Annotated in this window: 14 protein-coding genes and 2 pseudogenes; 6 read left to right on the top strand and 10 right to left on the bottom strand. The window is 49.6% G+C overall.

Annotated elements, in window-relative coordinates; genetic code table 11:
• Positions 1-402: 402 nt before the first annotated feature.
• Complete coding sequence (locus GA004_RS10590) at positions 403-1,923, bottom strand: ADP-ribosylglycohydrolase family protein (RefSeq protein ID WP_283393832.1); 1,521 nt, start codon at positions 1,921-1,923, stop codon at positions 403-405.
• A gap of 239 nt (positions 1,924-2,162) precedes the next feature.
• Entirely contained in the window at positions 2,163-5,558 is a 3,396-nt protein-coding gene (locus tag GA004_RS10585) for a TonB-dependent receptor (protein ID WP_283393831.1), read from the bottom strand.
• Positions 5,559-6,494: 936 nt separating this feature from the next.
• On the opposite strand from GA004_RS10585, the pseudogene GA004_RS17995 reads away from it, so the two are divergent.
• The 4 genes and pseudogenes from GA004_RS17995 to GA004_RS10570 all read left to right on the top strand — a co-directional run.
• Positions 6,495-6,644 (top strand): annotated as a pseudogene (locus GA004_RS17995) (helix-turn-helix domain-containing protein); the annotation flags it as partial.
• 123 nt (positions 6,645-6,767) lie between these two features.
• Positions 6,768-8,060, top strand: a complete 1,293-nt coding sequence (locus tag GA004_RS10580; RefSeq protein ID WP_283393830.1) for a lactate racemase domain-containing protein — start codon at positions 6,768-6,770, stop codon at positions 8,058-8,060.
• 48 nt (positions 8,061-8,108) lie between these two features.
• Positions 8,109-8,285: a hypothetical protein gene (locus GA004_RS10575; RefSeq protein WP_283393829.1), complete on the top strand. Its 177-nt coding sequence runs from the start codon at positions 8,109-8,111 to the stop codon at positions 8,283-8,285.
• Between the two features lie 99 nt (positions 8,286-8,384).
• On the top strand, positions 8,385-9,812 hold the full coding sequence (locus tag GA004_RS10570; protein ID WP_283393828.1) for a sulfatase: 1,428 nt from the start codon (positions 8,385-8,387) through the stop codon (positions 9,810-9,812).
• Between the two features lie 342 nt (positions 9,813-10,154).
• On the opposite strand, the pseudogene GA004_RS17990 reads toward GA004_RS10570, so the two are convergent.
• Both GA004_RS17990 and GA004_RS10565 read right to left on the bottom strand, forming a co-directional pair.
• Positions 10,155-10,307, bottom strand: a pseudogene (locus GA004_RS17990) (N-acetylgalactosamine-4-sulfatase); the annotation flags it as partial.
• A gap of 268 nt (positions 10,308-10,575) precedes the next feature.
• Positions 10,576-11,691 (bottom strand): sialidase family protein, encoded by a 1,116-nt coding sequence (locus GA004_RS10565; protein ID WP_283393827.1) that lies wholly within the window; start codon positions 11,689-11,691, stop codon positions 10,576-10,578.
• Positions 11,692-11,846: 155 nt separating this feature from the next.
• Here GA004_RS10565 and GA004_RS10560 point away from each other — a divergent pair, with 155 nt between their 5' ends.
• On the top strand, positions 11,847-12,209 hold the full coding sequence (locus GA004_RS10560) for a hypothetical protein (RefSeq protein WP_283393826.1): 363 nt from the start codon (positions 11,847-11,849) through the stop codon (positions 12,207-12,209).
• A gap of 62 nt (positions 12,210-12,271) precedes the next feature.
• Here the strand turns inward: GA004_RS10560 and GA004_RS10555 are convergent, their stop codons facing one another.
• The 3 genes from GA004_RS10555 to GA004_RS10545 form a co-directional block, all read right to left on the bottom strand.
• A complete protein-coding gene (locus tag GA004_RS10555) occupies positions 12,272-13,723 on the bottom strand; it encodes a sulfatase (RefSeq protein ID WP_283393825.1) in 1,452 nt (483 codons plus the stop codon).
• A gap of 86 nt (positions 13,724-13,809) precedes the next feature.
• On the bottom strand, positions 13,810-15,390 hold the full coding sequence (locus tag GA004_RS10550; RefSeq protein ID WP_283393824.1) for a sulfatase family protein: 1,581 nt from the start codon (positions 15,388-15,390) through the stop codon (positions 13,810-13,812).
• Positions 15,391-15,729: 339 nt separating this feature from the next.
• Entirely contained in the window at positions 15,730-16,725 is a 996-nt protein-coding gene (locus GA004_RS10545) for a hypothetical protein (RefSeq protein ID WP_283393823.1), read from the bottom strand.
• 249 nt (positions 16,726-16,974) lie between these two features.
• On the opposite strand from GA004_RS10545, the gene GA004_RS10540 reads away from it, so the two are divergent.
• Positions 16,975-17,307 (top strand): carboxymuconolactone decarboxylase family protein, encoded by a 333-nt coding sequence (locus GA004_RS10540; RefSeq protein WP_283393822.1) that lies wholly within the window; start codon positions 16,975-16,977, stop codon positions 17,305-17,307.
• Here GA004_RS10540 and fucU read toward each other — a convergent pair.
• The 3 genes from fucU to GA004_RS10525 form a co-directional block, all read right to left on the bottom strand.
• Positions 17,294-17,725 (bottom strand): L-fucose mutarotase, encoded by a 432-nt coding sequence (gene fucU / locus GA004_RS10535; protein WP_283393821.1) that lies wholly within the window; start codon positions 17,723-17,725, stop codon positions 17,294-17,296. The two genes, GA004_RS10540 and fucU, sit on opposite strands and share 14 nt — an antisense overlap.
• Positions 17,726-17,859: 134 nt before the next feature.
• A complete protein-coding gene (locus GA004_RS10530) occupies positions 17,860-18,909 on the bottom strand; it encodes an ABC transporter permease (protein WP_283393820.1) in 1,050 nt (349 codons plus the stop codon).
• Positions 18,910-19,064: 155 nt separating this feature from the next.
• Positions 19,065-20,549, bottom strand: coding sequence for a sugar ABC transporter ATP-binding protein (locus GA004_RS10525; protein WP_283393819.1), 1,485 nt, complete (start codon positions 20,547-20,549; stop codon positions 19,065-19,067).
• Positions 20,550-20,696: the final 147 nt, after the last annotated feature.

Genomic DNA, 20,696 nt, shown 5'->3' with positions numbered 1-20,696 from the left:
CTTCCTGCAGGGTGTTTGCTTTATAGCAGAGCAAGAAAGCACTTCGATTTTTAGAAGTGCTTTTTTGTTTCGGTCCATGTTGGTAGACATATCCGTTTAACTTCGGCCCTGTTTCTACAAATTATTGCTTATCAGGTACTTGTAAAATAGCTAGTATGTGCCTAAAAAGAGTGTCGCGGGTTTAAATCCCGCTGTCTCAAAATTTATAAGTTATAGCAGTCCATGCACTTATATAATAAGGAGCCAGCCCCATGTCAGGCTTGCTGCCTATTTCTTGCAAAGATACACTGAACAGGCATCGCGTGCGTATGGCTGCAAAGAAAGAATCCAGCCTCCAGAAATGGAGCATCCAAAGAAACAAGGCATTTGGATTCGAAGCCGAAAGGTCTCCCGGATGAACAATTAAGGGCGCCAACGCTGAGGGCCTAGTATCCGGGGCAACTCAACGAACTCGATACCCATATCGTTTGCGCTTTTTCTAAGTGCAGTCGCTCCGGCAATACCGCGTTCTTCGGCCCTAAGAATAAGGGCTCCCAAGCGAGGAAATTGTCGGAAGTCTTGCACCGCGGTCTCCCAGGCATCCGGGTATTTCCTACGGAAGTCCATAGCTGTTCCGGTAGCCATAGCAAAGTAGATGGCCCGGGCTTTATCTTCCTTGCTGCCAGGACTCGTGAGGAGTCGGTCAATTTCAAAATTCAATGGTATCTTCATCCAATCCCGTTGCCGATCCATCGCATAAACGGGGAGCAGGTTGGCTGGCACCTCACGTTTGTAGGTATAAGTTGCTCCTTGGCGACCCTCGTGGACGGTGGCTTTTCCTTCCTCCACGAGCGTTTTCACCGCGAGGTGGGTCAGGCGACCGGCAAAGCCGGTAAGGGTTTCGTTAAGGGGCATATTTAGTCGGGTAATGTTGTAGTAGACGTCTTTCACTTTCCAGCCTTGATCCTCCATCCACTGATACCCTTTCATGATTCCCAGGATCGTCCCAACCGATGCAGCTGAGTTATCAGCGTCCCATCCGAAGTTGAAGGCCAGACGCAGGGATTCGGAAAGATCACCCTGGCCATAGAGCAATGCAGCCACGGTAGCGGCTCCGTTTAGTTCGTACCCATTCCTGTCACGGAGCTCTCCATTGTGTTTAGAATAGCGATCCTTCAGAAGGCGACGCATTGTCCGCCAATCATTTGGATTCTCTGCCACCATCAGGCGTGTGGTCTGAATGACCTCATAAAAGCGGGAAGTCGGATCCACCGAGGCCAGGCCCACATCTAACAATTGTTCGATGTCTGTTTCAAAAAATGCCATGGCGTATATGGCTGTGAAGAACTGGGTCATCTGGGCGGGCTCACCATCGATACAGACGGTTGTATAATGGAGTCCGATACGCCCCGCTGTTTTCGGAAGCCCGGGAGCGATCATTCCGAAGCTCTCTGACAGGAAGTGACCCGCGATGTTGAATTCGGCAAAAGGATTTAGCACTCGGTTGCCGGAAAGCGGAGGTTGAATGCCAATTTCCATCAGCCGCTTGGAATAGCCGGTGGCAAAGAATGTGCGGTCCACGATATGGTCTTTCCAAAGCTTCATAATGTATTCTGGGGCCAGAAAGAGGCGGTCGGATTGTTCCATGGCGTGGACATATACCCATTCGATATCTGTATCGTCGTTGGTCCACGCCCCATCTGAAAGATCAGGCGTGTAACTTTGAACTGACCCGGGCTCGTCGATATAGGTCATCTCATGGACAAGCCCATTGAGGTTGCCAAACAGTTGTCCGACTAAACCGCCTTTCATCTGGTCCGCCAGTTGAGCGTGGGTGATACTGAGCGAGGTTTGCCCCCGGCTAGTATTGACAAAAATAACGGCTAAAAGCACGGCTTGGGTGGCGATGCATACCGTGCTCAATCTAAATTTAGGTCGGTTCATGTCGGATTAAATACAATTGGATCGCAGAGCGGTTTCAGACTTTCGGCTACCATTTCGGTAGTGGACAAAAAAGAGTGATTTTCTTAGCTGGGGCAGAAATTAGATTACTGATTCAGCTAAAAACCAAGACGCAAGTGTTCGAACTTACGCAAAAGTCCGCTGATTACAAAACAAGCAAAAGCCGGCCCGCAATCGAATGCGGACAGGCCGTAAAAGAAGTATTTAGTTCGCTCAGCCTTCTAGAAGCTGAAAGTGCTCGTCAAGAACGTATCCCGAGGATTGGAATTCCTGTAAGCCGCAACCCGTCCGTCGGGATTAGTGACAACCGGGATGAGGTCGTCATCCCCAAATAGGTTCCTTACATTTAATTGGATTTTCCAATCAATATCATCTGTTAGGCGCCTCTTGTAGCTTATCCATAGGTCACCATTCCAAGAGTCAGGCCCCCAATGAGGCCTGTCTAGCATAGGCAAAACAAGACCGTCAGCATTCACTGCGTTTTCGTAACCTGTCGCCACGGCAGATTGATAGCGATACGACCCCCCAATTCCGAAACCATTCAGGATTCCGTCTGTGAAATCGTAGTTGGTTGCAAAATTTATTCTCCATTCTCGCTGTTCCAAAGATACCGTGCCATCAGCTGACTTTGCCTTGGCAATCGGAATTAGTGTCGCACCATTAAACCTACTACCAAACGTTGCATTAGCATCATTATCCGGTGCATCTTGGTGACCCCAAAGTCCTTCCCTTTCGTAACCTGCCGCTACCAAATTGGCTACCTCAGCCAGGACAGGGGCCGTATCAGCTGTAACAGTCTCCTGCTGACCAACATTTAACACCATTCTCCAGTTTTTTGTAGCATTGCCAACTAACTCAATTTCAGTTCCTTCAGACGTGTACCCTCTTGTCGCAGAAGCCCCAAGAATTCGGTCATACAAATATGCCCCATCGGCATCGTATCGCCTGTTAATAAGTGATTCAATATCGCTCGGCAGATAATTACCCAATGCAGTGAAAAGCTCATCATAACTGTTGAATCTTTTCGCATCTGGGAACCTGTTACGATCATCGTACATGACATCATAAACTTCTTGCCAGGTAGTACCGTCAGATTGCAATAAACCCCATCTTACAGCACCTAATGGTGCTAGAATGCCGTTTATCGCACCGCCCAGGTAAGCATCCTGATAGTCGGTTGTCATCTTGTATTTACTTATCCTCAACGACATTCTCCCATCAAAGAACTCAGCCCCAATGCCTACTTCTTTCGTTTCTCCTAAAGGGGAGGGAATAACGTTACCCCTGATATTGCGGCGCGTGGCAGCAGGAGAAAAATTCTCCGAAGTATTCCAATGGGCACTCCACCGAGTGCCTCCAATATTCAATGGAAGGTGTGCCACAACGCTTTTAGTCATTGTACTTCCCTCAACGACTTCTGAAGCATCAGATAACTCTTGCTGGCCAGGAAGCGGGTTCCCGTCACCATCCTTGTCTACTGATGCCTGACCTGTGTTGATTGATTCATCATCTCTCCAACCCAGAAGACCCACTATATTGCCATTTAAAAACTTACTCTGCCAACTAAGCGCCTCCGAATTTATGATCTGCTTATTTCTGAAAGCACTCAAAAGCTGCTTATTCGCAATGAAGGTATCATAATAAGACGGATCTCCCGTTCCCGGGATGTATTGTGTCGGGTCCGCAGGTACGTTCACGCCATTCGGGTTCGCACTAGGCGTTGGGTGATCATTCCATGATAAATAATACCTATCGCCATGCACTGGCATTTTTGGGGTTATATAGGATGTAACTTTAAGATCGCTTAAATTCGTACCTACTAGATTGTCAGTTAAGTAATGGTAGTGCTGCAACGTCCTTCTGCCATGAGTTTGATTACCAGTGAATATGTCCGCCGCCGTCTTGTATGAGGTGTCATGATTCCATATCATTTTGTAGTTTCTATCGAGCCGATCGATTGTTTGCTCATTATACAGTCCCGTGAAAACGTGATTTCCCAAGTGGCTTAACCAACCATCGTTCTCAGCGAAATCATGCTCGTAAAAAATGGTGGCTCTCTTAGCTGATCTGAATGTTGAAAAGTACGCTGGCTCATGTGAACCCCAGCCAAGTAATTTACCTACATTTGGGTTCGGCTGATCATTTGTTAAATGAGAGGAAATATCTATCTTCCAATCTTGGTCGAACGGCAGAGAAGCATTTCTTTCATACATCTGCTCATCATAGACTAACTCTATACCACCTTTCCCATTTAAAAAACCTTGCTCAAGAGAGAAATTCTGGGCCTCGAATTCGTGGCCAACATAGTTCGTGTTTCCCGACCAAAGCAAAGATTCATTATCTAGAATCGAAGCTGGCACTCTATGACTTATAAAGCCTGGAACGCCAGATCCCCAAAAATCGCTTATCGTCATCGGGGTTTCAAATCTTCCTCGGCTATACTCAGGGGCCTTATTCCAAATTACACGTGCCAAAACTCCCGCAACTTCTGGAGAATCAGGCAACCCCGTGGATGGGTGATGTTGTCCTATGTGATTCCAGGTTATAGGTATATTTACCCACGCAGATAATCTTGCGTTCAGGCCGGACTGCCGTCCCGATGGCACCCCCATAAGCGTATTAACTGTGGTATGTGGAACGAAGAGACCGTAACTATCTTCAAACGAGTTATCAATATGCCCGGGTAAGCTGATTCCTGACATCCTTTCCACGACTTCTCGATTATCAATTTGGTGCTCAAACCAATTACTTAATGAATCTGCTGGTGGTACTACGTTGACGGGTGTACCTTCAATCATGCCTTTCTCATAGTTGGCCCTAAAAGTGAGTCGACCTAGGAGGTTCGAGTCGCGGTTTTGAGACAACACTCCTTCTAAAGATGCGTGAATACGCTGATCTGTTTCATAAGCGGGACGTTGCTTAAACTGTATCTCCTCGTTCACACCAACTAGCCTTAAAGCCAGTCGATCTTTTATGAGTACTCGGTTGATGTCCAACTCCTCGCGATGTCCACCACGCTCTCCCAAACGCAATCTCAGATGTCCAAAGTCGTCACCAATCGTCGCTAATTTTACTTGGTTGTTGATGACTCCTCCTGGGTTTCCCACACCAAACAATAATGAATTCGGACCCCTATTGATTGTGATCCGGCTAGTATTGTATGAGTCAAAAGGGATATCCGTTAGAAAATAACCTCTTGTCAGCGATGCTGGGGAAATACCTCGAACACGTTGACCATTTACAGCTGGGTTGCTTCTATCATCCCCTGTCTCAACGCCACCTGCAAAGTTGCCTTGCTCGCCAGAAACCTCGGTATTAAGACTGTAAGAGAGAACTGTGGCAGCGTCAACCGCACCTGTGTCTTCTAAAAACTCTGGAGTAATCACAGAAATTGCTGCCCCTATGTCTCGTAAATCTGTCTTTATTCGAGTACCAGCTAGTGTGGAGATAGCTTGATAGCCATCGGTATCATCAGCATCAATCGAGAATGGCGAAAGCTCGAAGACCTCTTCGGCATCCTCTTGGGCCCACAGGCCAGAAGCACACGTCAGAGAAAGGGCAAGGAAGTTGATGAAACGAATACGGGGTGCAAACGGCAAGGAACCTATATTAATCATATTAAAACAACGGGTTTTTAGGGTTGAGGGGCCCCTTGAAAAGAAAGCAAGGGGTAAGGGTGTCCCTTGTTAAGAATGCAAGGGGGAAATAAGGGTAAGGAGTCAATAGTACGTTAATAGCCACACTCCAGCTTGTATTTTTTGGACTAATAATAGTATTTTTTCGCCATATTTCGCTTTTGCGGGAACCTCGCGAAAGGGGCGTACTCTAACCGCCGGTTCGAACACATACCCAAGGTTCCCTTTTTCGCGAGGGACGCGGATGGAAGCCTTTTCCTGGGAAACTAGAGGCAGACGCTCAGTTATTGAGCTATTCAGACACCAGCTTATTTTTTTCAGGTAACGAACCTGTTAAATCTGGCTACAAATTATGTTCAATGATTGCATTAACACCTATGACGCCTGTCGGTCTCCCGTCCGCGAGCTAATAAACGAGGGATCTGCGGTTAGGGTACCGACTCACCTTAGGCCCCGTCCGGCACAGCATATCTATCCCCCGGTCCAGCCTTATTTCGGAAGCGTTGGACATATCGCGAATTCGGTCGATCTTGCCTGTTCCAAATATGACCACGGGATTACTAGAAACAAACAAAGTCCAAGCATAAACCAATGCGTCTACTAGAGCGTTCCCATATTTCGGCAATAATTCCATCAATTTCACGCATACGCTCATTCGGGCCTCGTTGTTTTCCCTGAAAAGCCTGTCCCCAGCTAGAGATAGCTGTCCGCTGGGTTAATTGGCACGGGGCTAGGAAACCCAATCTCGTCGGCCAAAAGCAAATCGGCCCAAGATCATACCTATGTGCCTCGCGTCGGTTTTCACTTACACTTGCATTTCACGGCCCCTAATAAAGCCATACGGGAATTCGAGCCCATTTTTGTGAGTCCTAACGGATTAGCCCATTGAATTTCCAGTAGTCGCTTGTATTCGAAAAAGCCAAACAACCATTGGAACTAAAGGCCCTTCCCACAAAGGAAATCGCTCTCCAGTTGGGCTTCTACTCCCAGAACTACTTTTCTCGGGCCTTCAAAAACCGCTACAGCTTTTCCCCGGACCACTACCGCGAGAACCATAATTATTCCTGATCTCAGGAACAACCCGCTTCAAAAAATTCCGATCTTAGGTTTTTAATCTAGCAGGGGCAATGAACTTGTTCTATCATTCGCTAATGATTAGCCGAACCAGGTTGGTAACGAGCAGATATATTTATGGTTAATGAACAGGTATTCTCCGCGATCGCTTCGGAAAAGGGTGCGGTTTCTGATGAACAGGTGGACGGTTTGGTCGGCGACATGTGTCCGGTGTCCGATTACGAAGGCAAACGCGTTCTGTTGATTGTACCCGACGGAACCCGCACGGCACCGGTCGGTTTGGTTTTCAAAAAGCTATTCGATCAGCTCAGCCGAGCGACGAAACAGTTCGACGTTATGATCGCTCTGGGCACGCATCAGCCTATGTCCGAGGCGGCGATCTGCAATCGGCTGGAAATCTCCATGGAGGACCGCACGAGCCAGTATCGCGACGTTGCGTTCATCAATCACGAGTGGGACAATCCTCAGGTACTCAAAAACATCGGCACGATTACCAAGGAGGAAATTAGCCTTCTCACTGACGGCCGCTTCGCCATGGACGTGCCGGTCGAGATCAACAAACGCCTTTACGATTACGACGAGGTAATTATTGTTGGGCCTGTGTTTCCCCATGAAGTGGTTGGGTTTTCCGGTGGTAACAAATACCTTTTTCCCGGCGTTGGGGGGCCGCAGATTCTCAATTTCTTCCATTGGCTCGGTGCGGTTGTGACCAATCCAATGATAATCGGCAACAAGTGGACTCCTGTACGCAAGGTCGTGGACAAGGCGGGCGCACTAGTAGATATTCAAAAGAAGTGTTTCTGCATGGTCGTCCGTCCGGACAAATCGCTGGCCGGATTGTTTGCCGGTTCGCCCGAGGCCGCTTGGGATCATGCGAGCGAAGTGTCCCGTCCTACCCACATCACTATAAAAAATAAACCGTTCCATACGGTGTTCTCCTGTGTGCCACCGATGTATGAGGATTTGTGGACCGGCGGGAAGGGAATGTACAAGCTGGAACCAGTCGTTGCGGATGGAGGTGAGTTGATCATTTTTGCACCACATATTACCGAGGTTTCGGTCACCCACGGCAAGACAATGATGGAGATCGGGTATCACTGCCGGGACTACTTTTTGGAGCAATGGAATCAGTTCAAGCATTACCCATGGGGCGTTCTGGCTCATTCCACGCATGTACGCGGTATTGGGAAAATGGTAAACGGGAATGAACAATGTCGGATCAAACTGACTATCGCGAGCCAGATTCCCGAGAGCGTTTGTCATCAAATCAACGTGGGGTACCGTGATCCGGCGACGATCAATATCGAGGACTTTGCGAACCGCGAAGATGAGGGCGTGCTGCTCGTTCGAAAGGCCGGCGAGATGCTACACCAGTTGAAGCACCCTCCGGAATGGGCCGCGCGGTCGTAGCTAGATAGTGTAAAGTGATTCCTGAGGTGTTTTAAGGTAGCGGAGAGAATGAAAGGCGATTTGCCCTACAATCAAATTTCTGGATACGAAACGACAATCGAAGGAGTGGATTTAATTGATCAACCGGTAAGTCTCGCAAACCCAATGAGCACCATGCGAGCGATTCGTGTTCAAGTCGAGTTTACCCTTTTTAATGCCCAGTTGTATTCGTTTGCCATCGAGTAGTGAATATTTGGCGAGCGATCACAGACGGACATAGTTAGCCGATTCATCGTGGTTGCATATTGCTTTGAATTCTCCGCGAATTGAACTATGGCTTTTGGTATGTTTTTTAGAAATCCTCGAACCCGTTATAAGCTCAGTCTTCTGGTTTTCTCGTTTATTCTCGTTCATTTTTCATCCTCAGCTGAGAAACCCCTCAACGTGGTTTTCTTTCTCATCGACGATTTGGGTTGGATGGACATCGGAGCCAATGGGAGTAATTACTACAAAACCCCTCATATCGACCAGTTGGCCAAGGAGGGTATGCGTTTCACTAACGGGTATGCGGCCTGCAATGTCTGTTCACCCACACGTGCTGCCATCATGGCGGGCAAGTATCCGGCTCGGCTTCTTTTGACTCAATGGCTCCCTTCAGGTCGATGGGACGCGAAGAAAAACAAGCTGCAAGAGGCTCGTTACCTTTCCAATCTTCCGCTAGAGGAATTCACGGTCGCTGAGGCATTGCGTGAGGGCGGTTACAAGACGGCTTTCATGGGCAAGTGGCACTTGGGTCCGCTGCCTTATTACTATCCCGAGCACCAAGGCTTCGATATCAATGTCGCGGGACGCGACTACGGTGCCCCTGGTAGCTATTGGTATCCGTTTGAAGGATCCTGGCGCATTCCAACCACGGACCTCAAGGTTTTCAAGGAGAGTCCAATTGAAGGTCAGGAAGGAGATTACCTGACCGATCGCTTGATGGAAGAAGGGGATAAATTTATACGCGAAAACTCGGAGAAGCCCTTCTTTCTGATGATGTCATTGTATGCGGTGCACTCACCGTTGCAGGGGAAGCCTGGGAAAGTTGCCCGATACGAGAAGGTTCCTGAAGAACAGCGGCAAGGGGATCCCCGCTATGCGGCGATGGTGGAAACGGTCGACGATGGCGTAGGGCGGCTGATGACGGCTTTACGCGAGAAGGAGATCGAAGAGAATACACTGGTCATTTTCACGAGTGACAATGGTGGAATGTCCAAAGCAACCGACAACTCGCCTTTGCGGGCTAATAAAGGGTCGAACTATGAGGGCGGATTAAGGGTGCCAGTTATCGTGAAATGGCCCGGTGTGACCGAACCGGGATCGATTTCGGACGAGCCGGTCATCAGTACTGATTTTTATCCAACCATCTTGGGAGCTACTGGATTACCGAAAAGACCTTTGCAACATGTGGATGGAGTAGATCTTTCATCTGTCTTAAAAGGGCGAAGCAGGATTGATCGACAGTCGCTCTTCTGGCATTACCCGCATTACAATCAGCATCCACAGAACTTTCCCGCAACTGTTATTCGCAAGGGTCACTGGAAATTGATTGAAATACTGGATAAAGGAGAGTTGGAGCTTTACAACTTAGCATTGGATGTGGGGGAGCAAAATAATCTCGCCGATGTTCATTCGGGGCTTACTCAAAGTCTTCTCGCTGAAATGAGAGCATGGAGGGAGGAAGTGAATGCCGACCCGATGCAGTCCAACCCGTTGTACGAAGGAAAGTAGTCTTGCGAAATTCGGAAATAAATTGGAGCGGGTTTATTCCGCTCCTTTTGGGTAATTGCCTCGAACCTCATTACAGGCATAGCCTGATAGGCAAAGACTGTTGTCGCAGACCGTTGCTTTTCGGTGGGGCTGTTTTTGACTATGGTAGCGGGTGATCTTCGAGCGCCGATTTTAAGTAGAATAGGCATCCTGCCTATTTACTGTCAAATGAAGCAGGCTTGAAGCCTTTACTACGCTTATATTGTGGGTGCTCGGAGATCGCCCGCTACCATAAAAGTATCTCGTGGAGGTTTTTATTTTACTTCGTATTTTTCTTATCGACTGATCTCAACTGTAATAGAGCTAGCCTACAGGATGAATGACCGGCTGGACCCTCGTAAGAAATTGACTCATAGGGCAAGCGGCGCGGCTGGGGTTGCATTTGGGACTTGGAGCAAGGGCGTTGGAAAAGCGCAGACCTCGATCGGCCAACGCGTCAATATGCGGAGTGGTAACGCGGTCAGAACCTAGTCAGCCCACCCAGTCGTTCATGTCGTCCACAGATATGAAGAGGAAGTTTGGATTCGAACCTTCGACTGAGCTCTGGGCAAGGAAACTCACCACTGGCGGCGGAACGCTCTGTGCTCCGAAAGGAAAAATGAAAAAGGTAAACTACAGAATGAGAATTCCTTTGGATTTGTAGTTTCTCATATTTCTTACCGAGGGACTGAAGGGGGAATTTCTTACAGACGCGACTGCTGGCCAGCGAAATATTGAAGTATTCTCACCTGATTTGACCTATGGAGAACTGGGCGAAAGCGATGTCTTTATCTTTCTCATACAGTAAACCGATTTCCCCGTCGGGAATCTTAGCCAAGGAGGAGTAAGCGGAGGGGCCATCGTAGATGATGAGCTCCTTGGTCCAAGTTTGACCATCGTCGTTGCTGAGGCGTACCGTCATTTGTTCACGTGGACCTCGCTCAAGGCTGACCGGTGGATTCGGGTTGGAGAATAGAATGCGGTTCGCGTCGTAGCGGATGATGCTCGCCTGGCAAATAGGGTCACTGAGCTCATCATCAAACACAGGGTGAGTCCAGCTTTCCCCATTGTCACTACTGTAGGCGATGGATCGGTAGCCGGAGTAGGGGCGTTTGGTGTCTACGGTTCCTTGCGATCGCATATTCATCATCAGACGTCCATCTGAGAGTGCGACGACCTGACTCTCGTTTACGGTGGGTTTAATGATTTCGCTGATCTTCCAGGAGGCGCCCCCATCATCGCTATAGAGAGTATGGGCTCCGTAATGTCCCTTGGCGGTATGATTGGCGGGGATGACTAACCGGCCCTTGTGTGGCCCTTTTTGTAGTTGAACCCCAATACCGGGTCCCGTGGCGTACCACCACCAAGAGGGCTTCTTGACCTTTGTGGTAATCTCTTTCGGTTCCGACCAGGTAAGTCCATCGTCGTCGGAATGGGTCTGATAGACGCGCCGCGTATCCACGCTTGTTCCTGCATGCAGATCTCTCCCGTGATCAGTGGCGAGATTCCAGCAGACAATATTGATTATGCGGCCCGTCCTCTGGTCGATAACTGGGCAGGGATTTCCCGCTGTGTGGTCGCCCGCATCCCAGACTATAAGCGGAGGAGACCAGGTCTTCCCTCCATCAGTTGACCGTTTTACCACGAGATCGATGTTGCCACTATCCCCGCGGTGGTCCTTGCGTGCCTCGCAGAATGCGAGAAGCGATCCGCTTTTGGTGGTGATGAGGGAGGGAATGCGGTAGTTGGAGTAGCCCTCTTCTCCGGACCTGAAAATTACACTTTCAGTGATTGCCGCTGGGCAGATGTGATTGAGGAAAAAGGAAAATGCGAAAGAGAGGAGTATTGAAAGGGGCTTCATATGAGGAAAGAAGATAGTAGTTTTGGTTGGGACTAAACTCATTAATCGCGTTACGGACTGTTTTTTTTCCAATTTTGCCTGAATCGCGTCTATAAAAAGGTAGGATTGTTTTAACTTTCTTATACCCCCCGTCCCCCAGAAGTTTGTTGAGAACATTGCGAGGCCGAATTGCCTTTTGCCTGTCGATTCTCGCCCCGAATTTGCACCTCTCCGCGCTAAAAGTCCAGACGGATTCTATCCCTGAAATTGGAAGTCAGGTTTCGCCACTGATCGAGTCCTGTTGTGTAGGTTGCCATGGGGACAAAATATTCAAGGGCGAGTTGAAACTCGAGGAGATTTTGAGAAACGGTTCGGTTGCTGGCAATTTCAAAACGTGGCGAAAGGTAATAGACATGCTCCAATACGAGAACATGCCGCCCGTCGAAGAGGATCAAAGTAACCGGCGGGTTTGCAGTCTCTACCTTTTCGCCATTGAGCGGACGAGGGTAGAGCGTCCTAGTTTTGGGGGATACGAATAGAAGATTGAGTTATCTTTGAAGATATAAGTCATTGGGTCAACGATTCTCCCTTGACTGGTTAATCATTCGGATGGGATCGCGCTTTTCCATCCGGCGTCAAGTTGGTGCTGATGCTGGATAAGAGTGGACGCGTATTCGGGATGCCCAGCCAGATTGCTCATTTCGTTGGGGTCGGTCTGTTGATCGTAGAGTTCGTGGACAAGAGCCTTTCCAGATATCCACTCCCTCCATTGTACGTATCGAAAGCGTTCGGTACGTATGGAGTAGCCCATGACATCTCCGTGCCGCTTGTGCTTGATCTCAGTAAAGTCGCGTGGATACTGGTTGAAGGCGGCAGACTTCCAGGGGCGGATTGGATCTTCCAGAAGCGGTTTTAGGCTGAGGCCTTCGAGTTTCGGAGAAAGCGGGAGCTCACATAGTTCGGATAAGGTCGGGTAGACATCTACCAGTTCAACGAGAGCGTTGGAAGCGTTGCCTTTACTCTTTTGTCCGGGTACGGATAAGATGAGGGGTACGCGAGCGGCCAGTTCGTAGTTGTTCGCTTTTGTCCATAGACCTTGTTCGCCTAGATGAAAGCCGTGGTCACCCCAAAAACAGATGATCGTGTTGTCTGTCAATTCGAGTTCATCGAGTCTGTCAAGAAGACGCCCTAGGAGCGTATCTATATATGAGATACAGGCATAGTAGCCGTGGCGAAGCTCATGGATTTTAGAGGGAGAAATCTCGTTTAAATCTTTAGGAATGTCGGTATAGCCTTCTATCTCGTTCCAGGTTCGTAGGGCGAATTCGGGAGCTCCCTTTGGATGGGAATTCGATACAGGTTTGGGAATGTCTTCCCGCTTGTACAGGTCCCAATATTTCTTTGGGGCAACGAAGGGCAAATGTGGTTTGCGAAATCCGACGCCCAGAAAGAAAGATTTCCCCGTTTCTTTGAATGTAGTGAGCGCTGCCTCAGCAGCGTCGCAGACGAGTCCGTCCACGAACGTGTTGTCGGAGACGTCTTCGGCTTCCGTAGAGGAACGTTTGAGAGTGACGACTGCTCGGTTTTCTTTCGAAGCATAGCGCCATTCATGCTTTCTCCCGGAATCGTATAGTGCTTCTTCTGACCAGGAGGGAGGATCCTTCATAGGGGCGCCGCTTCCGTGGTAGATTTTGCCAATGGAACGTGTGAAGTAGCCGTTGTTCTTAAAGTGCTGGGGCAAGGTAACGAGATCAGGGAAAGTCTCGCGGAAGTGTGATTTCAAATCCCAAACCTGAATTGTGTCGGGGCGTCGACCGGAGAGGAGAGATAAGCGCGAAGGACCGCAGACCGCGAGTTGACAGTAGGCCCGATTGAATACCGTTCCTTGGGAGGCGAGTCGGTCGATATTGGGAGTGATCGCGATCGGATCACCGTAGCAAGCGAGAGCGGGGCGGAGGTCGTCAACGGCGATAAAAAGGACGTTCGGTGCACTGCGTGCACCGAATTGAAAAATGAAAATCGCAAAATGAAAAATGAGAAGTCGCTTAGACATTGTTAGGTCGGGGAGCGGACGTCCTCCGGGCGGGTGAAAATTGTTAGGATTCGGTCTTATCGCGGCATAGTGCCGCAACTAAAATTTTAGTGTTCGAAAAAATAGTCGGGGTATGTGAGAGTGAGTTTTGATTTGTCGGGTTGGCCGTCGACCATGCAGGCGTCGACTTCGGCTTTGAGGCGTAGTACATTTTGGTGGTTGAGCATGGGGTCCTTGGTTTGTTCACGCCAGCTCTGAAGTTCTTGCTGGAGTCGAGATTGCGTCTGGGCGTGCTCGGGTTTACTCGCCAGATTGTTGAACTCGTAGGGATCGGTTTCAAGATCGTAAAGCTCGAATGCAGGTGGGCGTTCCATATTTAGGTAGGCACTGCGGATGGGCTCCTCGGCATCGTCGATGGTTTTTATGAGATCATCGAAAAATCGATTGTTCGTAAAAGTGTATCCAGGATTCACGAGCCCGGGCATTAGGTTACGGATCAGTTTGTAACGTCTGTCTTGTATCGTGCGTTGTGGATAGAAGTTGTGGGCGGAGTGAATGTGGAATTCTGTGAAGAGGTACTGTCTCCACTCAGGGGCTTTACCTTTTAGCAAGGGAACGAGAGAACGGCCCGGGAGATTTGGGACTGGTCGGGACCCGGTTGCGTCTAGTATGGTGGGGAAGATGTCGATGAGGGAGACGAGCTCGGTAGACACGAGTCCTTCTTTCGATGTCTTTGGCCATTTAACGATGAAGGGGACACGGGTTCCTCCCTCATACGAGGTGCGCTTTCCGCGTAGCATGTCGGCACCATGGTCTCCGATGTAGATCACAATCGTGTTGTCCGCTTTGCCCGTCTCTTCGAGCCTCAGTAGCAAGTCGCCAATGTATGTATCGAGACGATTCATACAGTTGTAGTAGTCAGCGGTTTGCTGGCGAAGTTGGGGATTGTCGATTCCGAAATAGGCGAGTGGTTTGACGTCCTTACTGGTGAGGAGTTCTTCGGGGATGCCTTCGACTTGCGGTGTGAAAGGGCGGTGGGCATCAGGGTGATTGACGCTCAGAAAAAAGGGCTCATCGCCCGCTTCCATGAACAACTTCGCTTCTCGGGCGTAGGCGGGAAGATCGTTTCGGGCGAAGTTTGATTTGCCAATCGCTTCAAAGTCGAAGGGGAAGGCGGATTCGGGATTGACGTGCAACTTACCAATGATCCCCGTCCGATAGCCCGCATTCTTTAGGCTTCGCACGATGTTAGGCGTATCCTCTCGGTACATGCGGAACTTCCACGTCGCCAAGCCAATTTGTCCATTTTGGTGGGGGTAGAGACCAGTCAAGAAAGCGGCTCGGGATTGGCTGCAGCCTGCTTGGGCGACATAGGCGTTTTTAAAAAGAACGCCCTCAGAAGCGAGTTGGTCGAGAACCGGTGTTTTGACGTAGGGTTCCCCGTAGCACCCCAACTCTTGTCCGTTATCCTCGGATACGATGAGAAGAATGTTTGGCGACTTTGCCAAAGAATAAGTCGTAAGGCTTATGGCAAAAGCAATTAAGACCTTGGAGAAAAGGCGAATCAGGTATTGGAGGTGGGTAAGAGTCGTATCGGTGCGCGGCAGAAGACAGTCAAGCAAACGCGACCCGTGCGGTGGATGTGACTTTACCTTAGCCCCTGAAAAGGCGGTTTGGGTTTGAGGCATAATAGAAAATGACCTTAGGTTGCTAAGCACTAATTGCAAGCCTTTCGGATGCCAAGAACCCTGAGTTTCCGGTATGGAAAAATCTCTAGGGTTTTGAAAAAACGCCTGAGGAATCTCGAAACATATTCCTTTCGTGAAGTGGCATCGATCTTCAGGCGTACCGTAATGGGCTGATCTTCTGATCCAGCAGGCCCGTCCTACTTCGCCAGACAGATTTGATTGACCTTCGCGGTTCGCCGGGCCCTACCTGCGTTACCAGAGTTATCTCACCTTCACCCGGATAGAGGAGCGGTCGACTAATCGAAATTTTCTAGTAGCGGGTCTTTGGTTACCTGTCCGCTACTGTTCTAGGTCTTCGATGCGGCGTGCCGGTGTACCTGTATCCCAGCGGGGTTGCCAGCCTGACTTTTCTACCGTGGCCCTAAAGATCACCGTGTTGTGGAGGTCGAGATCGCTGGTCCAAATGAATTTCGCGCCTTCAAAATCGTAATCACGAAACGGTCGGGGAGGCCGTACAACCGCTTCTTCGTATTCAGTAGCCGCTTCCCAGCCGCTATCATCAAAACCGACAGAAAACCAATCGGTCGGAATGGGTAGATGGCGGACCGGGGGCTTTTCTCCTTCCATGGGACCGAAGAAGAAGCACTTCGCTTTCCAATCAGAACTACTAACGGCGTGGTCGCCGAGTTTGAGAATGAAGCCGCCATCACCAATTTGAGTGTGTTCATATTCCCTTCCCGTAATGGCATCGGCATTGTCACGGGCCATTACGGCAATGGTCATTGGGTATTCTGGAAGCACTTCCACCGAAATTATGTTGTGGGGCATGAACTCGATCGAGTCGACCGCGATCAGCTTACCATTGATATATAGCTTAAACCAATTGTCGGCGTAGACATTGAGCTTAGCCAGATCGCCGGCGTTCGGTTTAATGATGTGACTAGGTAGGCGACTCCGTTGGGCAGTAGCTGAGGTTAAAAAAGTAAGGCAAACGAAGATGCATAGTGATCGAGTCATACCGCGGAGTTTCAAGAGAAAGTAGCAATAGGTCAAGATGTGACCGAGTCGGGAAGCCTCAATCGTTGAAGCGTCTGTAAGGACGATGGGGCTTCTACATCGGGCTCGTAGTTGTAAATCGAATGCTCGGAGAGGAGGGGCAAAGATGCGGGATGCCATACTGGAAAACTTTTTATGCGTCCGTGCCGGCCAGTCATTAGTGAAGATTTCGCTAATCCAGGCCGCCTCTGCAACCGCTTTGGAGCCAGTCGAATCAGCCGCTCTAGGCCGAGCTGCATAGGAATCACTGGTGCGCCGCCGACCTGAGATTGGGCCCATACTATTCCGCAACCTCGCGAGACAGCTCGGCAAGAAACTGCTACGGGCGGACAAGAGAATGGTGAGTGCTGTGGATTAAAGAAGGAGGCGAGCCGAAACCGGTTCCGGTAGATCGCTTCTCGAAAGTGAGAATCCGGTGTTTGGGTAGCGGATTTGCAGGTGTTGTCGACTTGATCTTGAGGGTCGGTTTTGAGGTCTTTATGCCCTCATTCGAGACCCTTCCAAGGTTTTGAACCAACAAAACCCCTCATGGACGCTGCTGAACTTAAAGTTAGTCAGGCCCTGAAATCAACAGGAGAAACTTCGGAGCTAACCGATCGAGAAAAGCATCTGATTGGATTGGCGGTCGTTCTCACTCGAGGTTGCCAGCTTTGCACCGGCAGGAGAATGGAAGATGCGATCAAATCAGGAATGACGTATGATACCGTCCGAGAAACCATCGATTTGTTGGCAGCGGTCAATGCGGGTGTCATACTTCGATCCGCAATTTCTGGAGCAGACTTAGCAAACCTAGATGCAGCCTGTAGCGGCGAAGAGTGCTCCGTTGGGGAGTGGTTAGGAGCTCATCTTAAAATGGTGTGACGCCTTTCTTGAGAATGATATTCCCGTACTTGGCGGTTTCACCCGTCATGATCACTGCGTAGGCGGCTCGGGCTCGATCATAAAAGGCGAATCGTTCAATACGCTCTGGAGGGCTCGTATCCGGCCAGGATTTTCGCATGGCGCTTAAATAGGAAGATTCGACGGTGGGATCGAGCGTATCCCCCTCGACCGCATCCATCATTCCAAGCGGATTTTCCACATACTGGTCGAGTATGAAAAGGGGAGCAATGGCTTCGAGTAGGGGGGCGATCTTCAATCCATCTGCACGAATCACATTGGTGCTGTGGCTTTCACCCGGAAAATGGGCATCTGCCAGGACGATCTCGTCGCCATGGCCCATGCGGTAAAGAGTATTAAGAAGTTCAGGACTGATGAGCAGTGATATTCCAATGAGCATTTTATTAAGGCTGAAGGTAGAAGGCTTAAGGTGTAACCAACTGAGTGAGGTTTAAATCTGAATTCGGTGAGAGTGTTATTCCTGATCTTCTAGAAATCAACCCAGTTTACTTGAGAGCTCGCTGAGTTAGTAATCTAATAAACCATTCTGCGATGTCGGTAGCGGTCAACGGCAACAGCGAGTATGATGATGGCTCCGATCACCATTTCCTGTACCCATTTGGGCCAGCCCATTTGTTGGCCACCCATATAGAGAATGGTAATGATCAATGCTCCAACGATTGTGCCGAGAATAGAGCCTTCGCCGCCCGAGAAACTTGCGCCGCCGATGATTACAGCGGCGATGACGAAGAGCTCATACATGATACCGGTTGTGGGTTGTCCCACTCCGCCAATATAGGAAAACTGCATGAAACCTGCGAGAGCACAGAAAAACCCGGTGAGTCCGTAGACGAAGAGCTTTGTTCGTCCAACGGGTACCCCGCAAAGCCGAGCAGTTTCTTCGTTTGAGCCGACCGCATATACGTGCCGACCAAAGCGAGTGTACTTAAGGATAAACGAAGCCACTGCGATACAGAGGATGAGAATCCAAACTCCTGCGGGAAGGAGCATCCAGCTTTTTGCTTTGTTGGTGAGCGTTGGATCCATGAGACCGCCAATCCAAGTCTCCTCGGGTGGATAGATGTCGCGTTCGCCAGCGATGCCTTTCGCCAATCCGCGAATGATGCCCATGGACCCAAGGGTAACGATGAAAGGAACAATCTTGAGCCGTACGATCAACGCTCCGTTTAGCAACCCAACGAGTGTTGCTCCCAGGATTGCGAATAGGCAGGCCAAAAGTGGAGTGAGAAACGGATACTGATGAACCAGGTAGACTAGTTCACCACTCGCGCCATCGATCTGAATATTCAGTGTCCAGGCGACCAATACAACGGCGAGAGCGATTATAGATCCTACGGAAAGGTCGATTCCAGCCGTGATAATGACAAAAGTCATTCCGAGGGCAGCGGTTGCGTAGACCGAACTTTGTCGTACAATATTCTCGAGATTGCGAAGGGTGTAGAACTTCCCGTCTTCAACGAATATCGCAAAAAAGAGAAAAACGATAATCAGGGCGATAAAGCGGGCGCCAATATTGACCCAGGCACTTGATTTAATAAGAGAGTTTAGAGGTTTTGACGGCATTCGGTGAAAGTTTTAGCGTGTGGGCATACGCGTAATTCGTAATTGAGCAAATTTGTATTTTATAAATCTGGCGGGGGTAATGGGCGATGGGAGTTTGAGAATCATGTTAGCTAATCTGCGTTTTTCCATGTCTTGTCTTATAGCGAACTTCATAGCTATTGTTCCTGCCCAATAGCGGCAGCCATGAGCTGGTGTTCGTCCCAATCGGATACGGGTCTGGCTTCGCTCAGGTAGCCGCGCGACATGACGGCGATTCGATCGCAGGTGCCGAGGAGCTCTGGAAGATAGCTGCTCACAATCAATATGGCTTTGGGCTCTCTGTTGGCGTCTCCCCGGGCCAATAGATCAATCAGCTTGTAGATTTGCGCTTTAGACCCAACGTCAATTCCTCGTGTCGGCTCGTCGAGGAGCAGAATGTCGACGTCTGCGTGAAGCAGGCGGGCGATGGCGACTTTCTGCTGATTGCCGCCTGAAAGATCTCCCACTGATTGCTGGGCGGATTGGCATTTGATTAGAATTTCCTCTATCCATTGATTGGAGGCGGCTATTTGCTGGGAAGGAAAGACCAGTCGTCCTGGACCTAGTCCCGCTAGATTGGGCAATGTAATGTTGTCTGCAATACTCAGACCAAGGGCTAGTCCCTGCGTTTTGCGGTCTTCGCTGACCATTCCGACTTTCTGACTCCATCTCAAGGCAGGATCGGCAACTCCTGAATAGGACCCGATTCTAACTTCGCCACTGGTCACAGGTTCGAGTCCGAAAAGTGTGTCGAGCAACTCCGTTCGACCCGCTCCTACCAGACCCGCGATTCCGAGTACCTCTCCTCGGTTTAGTTGAAGCGAGGCCAATCGGGGCTTCTTGACACCGGCAAGATTCCTAACTTCAAGAACGGTGTCTGAGCTTGAATGATCACTGCGTGGGTACAGTTCGGATACATCGCGTCCGACCATTAAAGCGATTATGTCTGCTTCGGATGCTTCTAGGGTCGCTCCGTCGCCCACACTTTCTCCGTCCCGCAAAACGGTATATCGGTCGCTGATGGATTTAACTTCTTCCAGAAAATGGGAGATATAGATAACGGATATTCCTTTGGAGGACAATGTTCTAACGAGTTTGAAAAGTTTCTCGATGTCTTTTGCTGCAAGCGAACTTGTAGGTTCATCTAGAACCAAGACGCGGCAATCTAGAGCGACCGCCCGGGCAATCTCTACCAGTTGCTGTTGGCCAATGGAGAGTTGATTGACCGGGAGTTCAGGGTCGACTTGCTCGAGTCCGACGACAGAGAGCGCTTCGATTGACTTCGATTTCATCGCTTTCCATTGAACCAATCCGTACCGGGACGGTTCGATGCCAAGCAAGATGTTCTCCATCACCGAAAGGTGGGGAGCGAGCGAAAGCTCCTGATAGATCATCGCCACACCCGATTCCCGTGCGTGCAGGGGATTGGTCGGGCTGTATTTCATCCCGTCAAGATAGAGCGATCCCCCATCGGGGGAGTGTGCTCCCGAGAGAACCTTCATTAAGGTGCTTTTTCCTGCGCCGTTTTCGCCGACAAGCGCCATAACCTCTCCGGCACCAACGCAAAGATTAACGCTTTTCAGGGCCAAAGTGGCTCCAAAGCGCTTGCAAATTCCTCGCATTTCTAGGCGAGGTGGAGAGGTTTCGGAATCTGAAGGAATAAGGCTGAAGGTAGAACTAGAAAGTGGCTCAGCGCTTTAGTCTGAGTCCTTCGTTATTTGAATTTCGTGGATTGAATCTAGCACAGCTGTACGTACTGAGCTACAATA

Source organism: Candidatus Pelagisphaera phototrophica (genome assembly GCF_014529625.1).
Lineage (GTDB): Bacteria > Verrucomicrobiota > Verrucomicrobiia > Opitutales > Opitutaceae > Pelagisphaera > Pelagisphaera phototrophica.
Note: the sequence above shows the minus strand (reverse complement) of the source record. Positions and strands in the feature narration are given on the sequence as shown.

What these genes read in the sequence shown, in the direction of transcription:
- GA004_RS10545 (WP_283393823.1), bottom strand. Translation starts at nt 16,725, where the DNA reads ATGGGCCCAATCTCAGGTCGGCGGCGCACCAGTGATTCCTATGCAGCT.
- GA004_RS10525 (WP_283393819.1), bottom strand. Translation starts at nt 20,549, where the DNA reads ATGCGAGGAATTTGCAAGCGCTTTGGAGCCACTTTGGCCCTGAAAAGC.
- GA004_RS10575 (WP_283393829.1), top strand. Translation starts at nt 8,109, where the DNA reads ATGAAAGGCGATTTGCCCTACAATCAAATTTCTGGATACGAAACGACA.
- GA004_RS10550 (WP_283393824.1), bottom strand. Translation starts at nt 15,390, where the DNA reads ATGCCTCAAACCCAAACCGCCTTTTCAGGGGCTAAGGTAAAGTCACAT.
- GA004_RS10540 (WP_283393822.1), top strand. Translation starts at nt 16,975, where the DNA reads ATGGACGCTGCTGAACTTAAAGTTAGTCAGGCCCTGAAATCAACAGGA.
- GA004_RS10565 (WP_283393827.1), bottom strand. Translation starts at nt 11,691, where the DNA reads ATGAAGCCCCTTTCAATACTCCTCTCTTTCGCATTTTCCTTTTTCCTC.
- GA004_RS10585 (WP_283393831.1), bottom strand. Translation starts at nt 5,558, where the DNA reads ATGATTAATATAGGTTCCTTGCCGTTTGCACCCCGTATTCGTTTCATC.
- GA004_RS10580 (WP_283393830.1), top strand. Translation starts at nt 6,768, where the DNA reads ATGGTTAATGAACAGGTATTCTCCGCGATCGCTTCGGAAAAGGGTGCG.
- GA004_RS10555 (WP_283393825.1), bottom strand. Translation starts at nt 13,723, where the DNA reads ATGTCTAAGCGACTTCTCATTTTTCATTTTGCGATTTTCATTTTTCAA.
- GA004_RS10530 (WP_283393820.1), bottom strand. Translation starts at nt 18,909, where the DNA reads ATGCCGTCAAAACCTCTAAACTCTCTTATTAAATCAAGTGCCTGGGTC.
- GA004_RS10590 (WP_283393832.1), bottom strand. Translation starts at nt 1,923, where the DNA reads ATGAACCGACCTAAATTTAGATTGAGCACGGTATGCATCGCCACCCAA.
- fucU (WP_283393821.1), bottom strand. Translation starts at nt 17,725, where the DNA reads ATGCTCATTGGAATATCACTGCTCATCAGTCCTGAACTTCTTAATACT.
- GA004_RS10570 (WP_283393828.1), top strand. Translation starts at nt 8,385, where the DNA reads ATGTTTTTTAGAAATCCTCGAACCCGTTATAAGCTCAGTCTTCTGGTT.